Source organism: Acidisphaera sp. S103, assembly GCF_009765975.1.
Taxonomy (GTDB): domain Bacteria; phylum Pseudomonadota; class Alphaproteobacteria; order Acetobacterales; family Acetobacteraceae; genus Rhodopila.
This window is the reverse complement of record NZ_LMUJ01000034.1, coordinates 120,660-133,060: the sequence shown is the minus strand read 5'-3', so window position 1 is coordinate 133,060 and position 12,401 is coordinate 120,660. Positions and strand designations below refer to the sequence as shown.

Annotated in this window: 1 protein-coding gene (only partly in view); it reads left to right on the top strand. The window is 68.6% G+C overall.

From position 1 onward, the window contains the following. Positions 1-12,401: the 3' portion of a non-ribosomal peptide synthetase/type I polyketide synthase gene (locus GSQ89_RS08345; RefSeq protein ID WP_158923917.1), read on the top strand. Its footprint begins 11,314 nt before the window's first position; only the last 12,401 of its 23,715 coding nucleotides appear in the window; its start codon lies beyond the left edge, outside the window; it ends in the stop codon at positions 12,399-12,401.

The window sequence follows — 12,401 nt, the reverse complement described above, 5'->3', positions numbered from 1 at the left end:
TCTTCCATATCGGCGGCCATTCGCTGCTGGCGGCAAGGTTGGTGAACCAGTTGCGCGGCCGGATGGGACTGAGCGTGGCGCTGGGCGATGTGTTTGCCGCGCCGACGCCGCGTGGGCTGGCGGGTCGGGTTGCGCGGCAGGCGGCGCAACCGGGGTTGCCGGAGCCGGTGGCGGTGCCGGATGCGGCGGATCATCCGGTCTCGGCTGGGCAGCAGCGGCTTTGGGTGCTGGATCGGCTGGCGCCAGGCAGCGCGGTCTACAACATGACCGGGGCTTTCCGGCTGATCGGGCCGGTCGATGCGGATCGGCTGCGCGGGGCATTCGCGGGGTTGATGCGGCGGCATGAAAGCCTGCGGACGGAGATCGTCGTCCGGGACGGCAAGCCTCGGCAGCGTGTTCTGCCTGTCGGGGAGCCGCCGTTTATGGTCGAGGACGTCTCTGGGGAAACGGAGGCGCTGGCGGTTGCGGGTGATGAGGCGCTGCGGCCGTTCGATTTGTCGACGGGGCCGTTGTGGCGGGCTCGTTTGCTGCGCCTGGGGCCGGAGGATGGCGTGCTGGTGTGTAACCTGCACCATGCGATCAGTGATGGCTGGTCCCTGGACGTGGTGGTGCGGGAATTGTCGGCGTTGTACGACGCGCCGGAGGCTGGGTTGCCGCCGTTGACGCTGCAGTACCGGGATTATGTGGCGTGGCAGGACGGGTTGCTGCGCGGTCCGGACGCCGAGGCCGATCTGGCTTGGTGGAAGGAGCGGCTGGGCGGGGTTGATGGGCGGTTGGATCTGCCGACCGACCGGCCTCGCGGACGGGGCACCAGCGGGCGTGGGGCGCAGGCCGAACGGCGGTTGGATGCGGTGGTCACGGCGGGAATTGGGCGTGTTGCCGCTGCCGCCGGTGCGACCCCGCTGGCAGTGCAGATCGCCTTGGTGGCGGCCGTGCTGCATCGCTACACCGGCGCGAGCGATCTGGTCGTCGGCACGGTCACCGCGGGGCGCGATCATCCGGCGTTTGAGGACCAGATCGGTTTCTTTGCCAATACTCTGTCGCTGCGCCTCCGGCTGGATGGGTCGTTGCGGGTGGATGCGTTGGTCGCCGGTACCGCCGCTGAATTGCAGGCGGTGCTAAGCCACGCCGGGACGCCGTTCGAGCGGATCGTCGAGGCGCTGGGCATCGCTCGAGAGCCAGGCCGGACGCCTTTGCTGGATGTGGTGGTTGCCGGCGATACGCCGCTGCCTGCCTTGCGCCTGGGAGGCATCGAGGCGGCATCGATCGCGTTGCCGGTGCGGACCCGGCATTTCGACCTGGCGCTGTTCTTCCGGGCGGACGGCGATGGGACGGCGTTGGCGATCGAGTATGACAGCGATCTGTTCGACGCCTGGCGGATCGAAGCGCTGGCCGATCACATCGCGACGTTCGCGGCCAACGCGTTGGCGCGGCCTGACGTCTCGTTGAACGACACCGATTTGCTGAGGCCGGCGGAACGGGACCGCCTGGAGGTGGCGTGGAACGCCACCGCCACGGCGTATCCGCGTGATAGCGGCATCGTCGCGTTGTTCCGCGAACAGGCGCGTTTGCGGCCGGACGCGGTGGCGGTGGTTGGGGAGGGCGCCGGCAGGCTGACTTATGCCGAACTGGACCGGCGATCGGATGGTTTGGCTGGCCGGTTGGTTGCGCAAGCGGCGGTGCGGTGCGGCGATCTGGTCGGCATTGCGGCGTTGCGTGGCCCTGAACTGATCGTCGGCCTGCTGGGGATCTTGAAGGCTGGTGCGGCTTATGTGCCGATCGACCCGGCGTATCCGCCCGATCGTGTCGCTGCCATGTTCGCCGTGGCGCCGATCCGTTGCCTGCTGTCCGACGGATCGATGACGCAGCCGCCGTCGGAATGTCCGGTGCTGGGCCTGGAGGCGCTTGATGCTGGACCGGCGCCGGCTTGTGCGGCCACTGGCGATGACCTGGCGTATGTGATGTTTACCTCGGGCACCACCGGGGTGCCGAAAGCCGTTGCGGTGCCACAGCGTGCTGTGGTGCGGCTGGTTCGCGATACCGATTTCGTCTCGCTGGGGGCGGACGAGCGGTTGCTGCTGACTGGTTCGATCTCCTTCGACGCCGCTACGTTCGAGATCTGGGGCATGCTGCTGAATGGCGGCACGCTGTATCTCGCCGGGACGCATGATTTGCTGAACCCGGACACGATGCGGCGGCTGCTCGCCAGCCATCGGATCAGCACGATGTGGCTGACCAGCAGCCTGTTCAACCAGTTCGTCGACCATGACCCGGCGATGTTCGCGCCGTTGCGGCAATTGCTGATTGGTGGGGAGCGTCTCTCGCCGCCGCACGTCGCGCGGGTACGACAAGCGTTGCCGGCACTGCGTCTGCTGAACGGGTACGGGCCGACGGAGAATACCACGTTCTCACTGGTGCATCGGATCGATGGCGTGGCGGACGGGCGTGATATCCCGATCGGGCGGCCGATCGCCAACAGCCGGGTCTATATCCTGGGGCCTGGCGACCGCACCGCGCCGGTTGGCGTGACGGGGGAGATCTGCGTTGCCGGCGATGGGCTGGCGTTCGGCTATCTTGGGCGAGACGATCTGACGGGCGAATGGTTCGTCAACCATCCGACCATCGCGGGGGAGCGTCTCTACCGCACCGGCGATTTCGGCTGCTGGTTGCCGGAGGGTGTCGTCGCCTACCAGGGCCGGCGCGATCGGCAGGTGAAACTTCGCGGCGTGCGGATCGAGATCGGCGAGGTCGAGGCCGCCTTGCTGGCGCATGACGGGGTGACTCGGGCCGCCGTGGTGGTTCGGCCGCGGGAGGGCGGCAACGAGCTGGTCGGCTACGTGATGGGCGACGGTCTGGACGCCGCGGCGATACGGTCGTGGCTGAAGGGCCGGCTGCCGCAGGCCTGCGTGCCGGCGCACGTTATCGCCGTTGAGCGCATGCCGCTCGATCCGAACGGCAAGCTGGATGTCGGCGCGCTGCCGCAGCCGGAGGACGCGCCGACCGTTGGCGATGTGGTTGACCGTTCGGTTGGCAACCCGTTGGAAATGGCTCTTGCGCGGCTATGGGCCGAGGTGCTGGGGCGCGGCCGGATCGGTTCGGGGGAGAACTTCTTCGACCTCGGGGGGCATAGTCTGCTGGCTATCCGCCTGGTGCATCGGATCCGAACAGAGCTTGGGCTGGAGGTGGAGCCGGCGGATATCTTCACTGCCCCCACCGTGGCGCAACTTGCGGCGCATATCATGGCGGTGATGCTGACGGCGCGGCGGCCACGGCAAGTGCCGGTGGTTCCGGTGCTGCCGGCGGCGGCGGACTATCCGTTGTCCGCCACCCAGCAGCGGTTGTGGTTTCTGAACCGGTTGGCGGACGGGCAGGCCGCCTACAACATCGTCGGCGCGTGGCGGTTGCGTGGCGGGCTGGACGGGACGGCGCTACGCCGGGCGTTTGCTGCGCTGGGGGCGCGGCATGAGGCGCTGCGGACGGTGTTTTCGGTCAGGGACGGCGAGCCTCGGCAGGTGATCCTGGGTGCTCTGCCGCCTCTGCCGGAGGAACGGACGCTGCCGGATGAGAGCCGGATCGCGGCGGAGTGCCAAGCGCTGGCGGGCGCGGTGTTCGACCTGTCGGCGCCGTTGCTGCGGGCCTCACTGCTGCGCGTCGGGCGCGACGACGCCGTGCTGGTGATCACCTGCCATCACATGATCGCCGATGGCTGGTCGGCGCAGATCATCGGTGAGGATCTGGCGGCGCTGTATGCCGGCTCGACGCTGCCGTCGGCGGTGGCGTTCAAGGATGCCGCTGTGTGGCTGGCCGATCGGCGGCAGGCGACGTCGGAGGCGGATCGGGCGTATTGGCAGGCTAAGCTGGCTGGGCCGCTGCCGTTGCTGGACTTGCCGACCGATCATCCTCGTTCTGCGCGGAGCGATCGGGCGGCCGGGTTGGAGCGGATCGCGTTGGACCCGTCGGTCTCGGCGAAGTTGCGGGCGCTGGGGGCGGCGCGCGGCGCCAGTCTGTTCCCGGTGTTGGTCGCTCTGGTGAAAGTGCTGCTGCATCGGTTGACTGGTCAGTCGGACATCCTGGTGGGCACGCCGGTTGCTAACCGCGACGATCCTGCCGTGGCGGGTGTCGTCGGATTCTTCGCGAATACTGTCGTGCTGCGCGACACGTTGGCGCCGGAAGCTGGCTTTGCCGCTGTGTTGGACATGGTCGGCGACACCGTGGCGGGGGCGTTGGCGCATGTGTTGCCATTCGACGCGGTGGTGGCGCTCGCCGGTGGTGCGCGCGATGCGTCTCGGTCCCCGCTGTTCGATGTGATGGTGACGCTGGCCACGCCGGCGGCGGCTCTGGTGTTGGGGGATGTGACCGCGACGCCGATCGTTTGCGACGATCCGGGTGCGCAGTTCGACCTGACGTTCCGCTTCGCCGATGGTGACGATGGGCTGGGGTTGGAGATCGTTTACGCCGCTGGGCTGTTCACGCCGGCCTCGATCGGGCGGATGGGGGCGCAACTGGCCCGTGTGGCTGCGGCGGCTGTGGGTGATCCAGGGGTACCGATCGGTGAGCTGCCGTTGATGGATGCGGCGGAAGCTCGGCTGGTGCTGCATGATTTCGCCGAATGCCGGTTGGATTTCGGGCCGCCGACCAGCCTGGTGGCGATGTTCGAGGCGCAGGTCGATCGGACGCCGGACCGGATCGCCGTGGTGGATGATGACCGCAGCCTGACATATCGCGCGTTGGATCAGGCGGCGAATGCAGTGGCGGCTGAGCTGCTGGCGCGTGGTCTCGTGGCCGAGGAACGGGTCGGGCTGGCGTTTGCTGCTTCAACCGACGGCATCGTGGGCATGCTGGGTATTCTTAAGGCTGGCGGCGCTTATGTGCCGCTGGATCCGGAACAACCGGCCGAACGGTTGCGCGGGATGATCGCGGATGCGGGATGCCGGTTCGTGGTGGGCGAGCGGGATGGGGTGGTCCCGGTCGTCACGTTGCCGCGGTTGCCGCTGGCGGTTCGGCCGGATGTGCCCATCGCTGCCGACCGGCTTGCCTATGTGGTTTTCACCTCCGGTTCGACCGGGCGGCCGAAAGGGGTGATGGTCGAGCATCGAGCGGTGTTCAACCTGGTGCATGGGATTTGGCGGGCGGTGTTCGCACCGCTCGACGGGGCGGCGCCGTTACAGGTGGCGCAACTGGCGGCGCCGGTGTTCGACGCCTCGGTGCAGCAGATTTTCCCGGCGCTGCTGGGCGGCCATACGCTGCACCCCATTCCCGCGGCGTTGCGGCGCGACGGGCGGGCGCTGCTGCGGCTGTTGGCGGAGCGGCGGATCGCCATCGCCGACGGCACGCCGACGCTGTTCGACCTGCTGCTGGATGCCGGGTGGAAGACCGCGCCGCTGAAAGAATTGCGGCATCTGGTGATCGGCGGGGAAGTGCTGCGCGGGGCGTTGGTGCGGCAGTTGCGTGCGAACCGGGTGCTGGGCCGGCTTACCGTCAGCAATGCTTATGGTCCGACCGAGGCCACCGTCGATGCGACGCTGCATCAGTTGCCGCCGGGTGCGCCGGTGCCGGATGTTGTTCCGATCGGCCGGCCGTTGCCCAATGTCCAGGCGCTGGTGCTGGACGCGGCGGGTGCCGCGGTGCCGATTGGTGTGCCGGGCGAACTGTATCTGGGCGGGCCGAGCTTGGCTCGAGGGTATCTCGGTGCTGAAGCGGCTGTTGTGGCGCGGTTTGTGCCGCACCCGTCTCGGGTGGGTGAGCGGCTGTATCGCACCGGCGATCGGGTCTGCTGGGCTGCGGACGGGGCGTTGCGTTTTCTGGGCCGTGGTGATGGTCAGTTGAAGATCCGCGGCCATCGGATCGAACCCGGCGAGGTAGAGGCGGCTCTGTTGGGTGTTCCCGGCGTGCGCCAGGCGGTGGTGGTTGCGCATGGTGGCGGTGCTGCCGCGGTGCTGCTGGCGTGGTTGGGTGCCGATGACCCCGTGGACCCGGCGTGGCTGCGGCGGCAGCTCGCCGAACGGCTGCCGGAGTGGATGATTCCGGGGCTGGTGCGCACTTTGCAGGCGTTGCCGCAGACGGCCGGCGGCAAGATCGACCGGCAGGCGCTGGCGGCGATGGCGGTGGGTGAGGATACCACGACGCAGGAGGCTCTGCGGGGTGCGCTGGAGGTCCAGGTGGCGGCGATCTGGCAGGCGGTGCTGGGCTGCCGGGATGTTGGACGCTGGCAGAATTTCTTCTCGGTTGGCGGGCACAGCCTGGGCGTGCTGCGGGTGCTGGCGCGGATCGAGGCCACGCTGGGCGTCGCGTTGCCGGTGCAGGCGTTCTATCGCTCGCCCACGATCGCCGATCTGGCGATGTTGATCGAGGCGGCGGGGCAGGACGCGGCCAGCGCGCCGGCGGTGGAGCTACCCGTTGTGGCTCGGGCCGAGACCTATCCTCTGTCGCCGGCGCAGCACCGGTTGTGGGTGGTGGCGGAGCTGCGGCCGGATTCCGTCGGTTACGCGATGCCGGCGGCGTTCCTGCTGCAGGGGGCGCTGGACACGGCGGCGCTGTCCCGAGCGGTGACGGGGTTGGTGGGGCGGCATGAGGCGCTGCGGACCGTGTTCGTCGTGGTTGCGGGGGAACCGCGGCAGCGCGTGCTACCGGCTGGGCCGGTGGCGTTGGCGGTCGAGCCTGTCGCCGATATGACCGAAGCCGCAGCGATGGTTGCTGCCGAGACCGCTCGGCCGTTCGACCTGGAAGCCGAACCGCCGTTGCGTGTCAGGCTGCTGCGGGTTGGGCCGGATCGTTATGTGCCGGATCGTCATGTGCTGGTGATCAACCTGCATCACATCATCTGCGATGGGCTGTCGCTGACGGTCATGGCTCGGGAACTGGGTTGGCTGTACGACGCCTTCTCGCAGGGTGGGGTGGACCCGCTGCCGCCGCTTCGACTGCAATATCGAGACGCGGTGTCCGCCATGGCTGCGCGGCGCGAGGGTGGGGCGGCGGATGCGGCCAAGGGTTGGTGGCTGGCGCAGTTCGCCACTCTGCCGACGCCGCTTCCGTTGCCTACGGACTTTCCGCGCGGGGATCAGGCGGCTGGTGCGGGGGCGGCGGCCACGTTGTCGCTGGATGCGGCCACGGCTGATGCCTTGCGGGCGCTGGCACGCGATGCGGGTACCACGCTGTTCACGTTGGTGCTGGCGCTGGTGGTTCGGCTGCTGCACCGGACGACTGGCGCGGACGACATGGTGATCGGCATTCCGGTGGCCGGGCGCTTCCATTCCGATTTGGAAGCCCAGGTCGGACTGTATGCCGAGACCTGCCCGCTGCGGCTGTCGGTCGGGGCGGATGAGGCGCTGGCGCCGCTGCTGGCGCGGGTCGGTCCGACGCTGCAGGGGGCGTTGGCGCATGACGCCTTCGGACTCGATCAACTGGTAGAGGCGCTGGATCCGCCGCCTCAATCTGGGCGGTCGCCGCTGTTCGACGTGATGGTTGCCTGGCAGGTGGCGCAGCCGGTGGCGTTTCAGCCGGACGGGATCAAGGTCAGTCCGTTCGATACGCCGGTTGCCGGCGCGCAGTTCGATCTTTGCTTCAGTTTCCTGGACCACGATGGCGGGCTGGACCTGACGCTGGTCTATCGCTCCGACCTGTATCGGCCGGAGACGGCTGAGCGTTTGACGGCGGCGTTCGAACAGGTGGTTCGAGCTGCCTTGCCGCCGGTGGTGCCGCCGACGCTGGAGCGGTTGCGCGGGCTTTGGCGGGATGTCCTGGGGCGTGCGGAGATCGGTGACACTGAACACTTCGTCGAAGCCGGCGGGCACAGTCTGAAGGCTGCCCGGTTGGTCGCTCGCATCCATGGGGAGTTCGGCCGCACCCTGCGTCTGCGGGAGGTGTTCGCCAATCCGACGCTGCGGGCCCAGGCGATGCTGATCGATCGTGTCGCAATCGTGCCGGCTGTTGAGGTGGTGCAGCCCGTGACCGGTGCGGAGACGGCGTTGCTGGTGCCGGCGTCTGCCGGGCAGCGGCGGTTGTGGGTGCTGGGGCAGCTTGCCAGTGATCCGGCGGTGTATGCGGTTACCGCGACGCTCGACTTGGAAGGGCCGTTGGATGTGCCGGCGCTGACTCGGGCGGTCGAGCAGTTGGTGGATCGGCATGAGGTGCTTCGGACGCGGCTGGTCGCTGGGACCGATGGCGGATCACTGGCGGTGATGCAGCGTATCCTGCCGGTCGCGGCCAGTGGCATTGCGTTGGAGGTCGCGGGCGAAGGGGCGCTGGCGATCACGCTCGATGGCGGGCCGCTGTTCCGAGCGCGGCTGACTCGGATGGGGGCGGATCGGCATCGGCTGGAGATTGCGCTGCATCATGTGATCGGCGACGGCTGGTCGATCGGCGTGTTGTCGCGCGATCTGGGGGTGCTGTACAGCGCGAACCGGCGCGGGGTATTGGCGGTATTGCCGCCGTTGTCGCTGCAGTATCGCCACTTGGCTGCTCGGCAGGACGCGTGGCTGGCCGGTGGGGATGGGGCCGCGGCGCGTGGCTATTGGCTGGATGTGCTGGCAGGGGATCTGCCGGTGATGGATTTGCCAGCCGATGCGCCTCGGCCGGCCGTGCAGAGTTTCGGGGGGGCGCTGCATCAATTTGCGCTTGATCCGGCTTGCGTGGAGGCGGCGCGGGGACTGGCGGTTCGTTGCGGCACCACTCTGTTTGCCGTGCTACTGGCGGGCGTGACTGCGTTGCTGCACCGGTATACCGCGGCGTCGGACGTGATCGTCGGGATGCCGGTGGCCGGGCGGGATTCTGCTGACCTGGAGGATCAGGTCGGGCTTTACATGAACACGGTGCCGTTGCGTGCTCGGTTTGACCCGGCGGCCGGATTTGGCACGCTGGTGGCGACGCTCGGCCAGGCGGTGGCGGGTGCGCTGGAGCATCAGTCCTATCCGTTCGACCGGCTGGTGGAGGAACTGGCCCTGCCGCGCGACCCCAGCCGGTCTCCGCTGTTCGACGTCCTGGTGGTGATGCATGACGAGGCCGCCTCGGCGCCCGGGCTGGACGGGTTGACGGTGCGGGAGGCGGATGCGGACGGCACCATCGCCAAGTTCGACCTCAGCGTGCATTTCCGAGCCGTCGCCGACGGTGTCGAGGTTTCGCTGGAGTACAACACCGACCTGTTCGCGGCGGAGCGGATGCGGCGGCTGGGCGGGCATTTCAGCACGTTACTTCTGTCGGGCGTGCGGCAGCCGGGTCGGCCGCTGGGCCTGCTCGATGTGGCGACGGGGGTGGAGGCGGCGGCGCTGCGGGAGTGGATCGCGCCGGAGCTATTGCCGCGGGTGTCGACGGTGCTGGCGGCGTTTGATCGGCATGTGGCCGCGACGCCGTCTCGGCTGGCAGTGCGGGATGCGGACCGTGGGCTCGATTACCGCGCACTGGATGCGTGGGCGAACGGGATTGCGGCGGGGTTGTCCGCACTTGGGTTGCGTAGTGGGGATCGGGTGGCGGTGGCGCTGCCTCGGTCGGCGGCGTTGCCGGCGGCGATCCTGGGGATATGGAAGGCTGGGCTGGTTTATGTGCCGGTCGACCCGGCGTATCCGGCCGTTCGACAGGCGTTCATCCTGGAGGATGCTGGCTGCCGGGCGGTGATTGGTGCGTTGGCGGGGACCGGGTTGCCGGCGGTCGATCCGGAAACGGTTGGGTTGGCTGGTTCAGTCGCTGTGGCGCCGCCGGGGCCGGAGGATACGGCTTATGTCATCTATACCTCGGGTTCGACCGGGGTGCCGAAGGGGGTGGCGATCGCCCATCGCAACCTGGCGGCGTTCGCACCGGTGCTGCGGCGGGTCTTCGGGTTGACCGACGGTGATGTGGTGTTCGCGCTGACCACGCCGAGTTTCGATATCTCGCTGCTGGAATTGGTGTGCCCGCTGGCGGAAGGGCTGGGCCTGGCCATGGCCGACGATGCCGCGGTGGCCGATCCCGCCGCCACCCTGGCCGCGTTGCGTGGCAGTGGGGCGACGGTGTTGCAGGTGACGCCGTCCCGTCTTGCTATGCTGCTGTTGCATGATTCCGATTTGGGGGCGGTGCATACGCTACTTGTGGGTGGCGAGCGTCTGCCACCGAAACTGGCCGCCGCGATACGCGTGCTGCCGGGTGTGCGTGCGTTCAACGTCTATGGGCCGACTGAAACCACCATCTGGTCGAGTTGCGCGGCGATCGACGATGCACCTCCGACGATCGGTTGGGCGCTGCCGGGAGAGACTATGTTGGTCCGCTCGCCGGCGGGGCAGGAGCAGCCGGTCGGAGTCCCGGGCGAGATCGTCATCGGCGGCGTTGGTGTCGGGCTTGGCTACCTCGGCCGCGAGGCGCTGACGGCGGAACGCTTCGTCACCGACACTGGACAGCGTCTGTATCGTACCGGCGATCGTGGTGTGCGCCTGGCTGATGGTGCCATCGCTTTCCTGGGACGGCAGGACGATCAGGTGAAGCTGCATGGGTTCCGGATCGAGCCGGGTGAGATCGAGGCCGCGTTGGCCGCGCATCCGTCGGTGCGGCAGGCTGCCGTCGCGGTGCGGGACGTCGCCGGTGGACCGGAACTGGTCGGTTACGTCGCTGCGCCCGACCTGACCATCCCGGGCGAGGATGAGGCGGCGTTGCGTGCGCATCTGCTGGTTCGGTTGCCGCGGCATATGGTGCCGATGTTGCTTGTAGGGATGCCGGCGCTGCCGCTGTTGCCGTCGGGCAAGGTGGATCGTAAGGCGCTGCCGGCGCCAGTCGTGCAGGCGGCCGCTGCGCCGTCTGACGAGCCGGCCGACCCGCTGACGGTCACGGTGCTGCGTGTGTGGCGGGAGGTGTTGGGACGACCTGAGGCGGGGCTCGATGCCGACTTCTTCGCGTTGGGCGGCCACAGTTTGCGTGCCGCTGCGCTGGCGGGACAGTTGGGCGCAGCGCTGGGGTTGGCGGTCGGGCTGCGCGACGTCTTCCTGTATCCCACGCCGAGATTGCTGACGGCGGAGATCGCGCAACGCCGGACCACCGCGCTGCCTGCCCTGGTGCCGTCGGCGGTCGAGCCGGATTATCCGCTGTCGCACGCGCAGCAGCGGTTGTTCGCACTGGCGACGCTGCGGGCCGATTCCCAGGCTTACATCATCGCCGACGGTTTTCAGATCACCGGTCCGTTGGACCTGCCGGCGCTGGAACGTGCCTTTACCGCAGTGATGGTTCGGCATGAGGCGTTGCGGACGGGGTTGCTGCTGATCGACAGTGCGCCTCGGCAGGTGATTGCAGAGGCGCCGCGGTTCCCGCTGTCCGTCATCGATCTGTCGGGCCTGGCGGATCCCGAGGCGGCGGCTCGGGGAGCTTGCGATGCGTTGGCGGCGGCACCGTTCGATCTTGCTGAACCGCCGCTGATGCGTGCGCAGGTGCTGCGGCTGGCGCCGTCGCGGCATGTGCTGGCCTTCGCGCTGCACCACATCATCGCCGATGGCTGGTCGCTCGGTATCCTGCTTGACGACCTGGAAATTGGTTATCGCAATGCCTTGGCCGGTGAGGCGGTGTTGTTGCCGCCGGCGGCGTTCCAGTATCGCGACCATGTCGCCAGGGAGCACGCGCTGCGTGCCTCGCCGGCCTGGGAACGCAGCCGGGTGTGGTGGCTGGATCATTTGGGCGGTGCGTTGCCGGTGCTCGATCTGCCAATCGCCGGGCCTCGGCCGCGGCAGCGTGGCGACCGGGGCGGGCAGGTGCCGTTCAGCATTCCATCGGACACTGCCGCCGCGGTCGAGGCGATGGCTCAGCGCCACGGCGCCTCGGTGTTCATGGTGCTGCTGGCCGCCTGGACCGCGCTGTTCCATAGGCTGACCGGCGGTGACGACATGATCCTGGGGTCGGTGTCGAGTAACCGCGACGTGCCGGGCCTGGCCGATGTGGTGGGCTGTTTCGTCAACCCGTTGCCGCTGCGGGTGCGTCCGGGGTCTCGGCAGAGTTTCGCGGCGTTGCTGGGGGCGGTGCGGGGCATCGTGCTGGGTGCGCTGGACCATGCCGCCTACCCGTTCGACCTGCTGGTGCGGGCGCTGCGGACCGGGGGTGATGCCGGTCGTTCTCCGCTGTTCGATGTCGGGTTTTCGTGGAATGCGCTGCCGCACATGGTTCGGCAGGACTTCGCCGGTTGTGCGCTGGCCTCGTTCGGTGAGGCGCCGGTGGTCGCGAAATACGACCTGCTGATCATCGCTGGCGGCGACGCGGATGGGATTAGCGGGGTCATCGAGTATGCCGCCGACCTGTTTGCCGCCGCCGATGTGGCGGCATTGGCCGAACAGTTGGCCGCCATCCTGGGGCAAGTCACCACCGGCGGCGACGGGGTGCTTCTGATGGATCTGCATCTGGGGGCGGCGGCGCCGGTCGCCGCGGCCGCGCCTGCCAGTCTCGCCATTGAATTACAGTTCTGA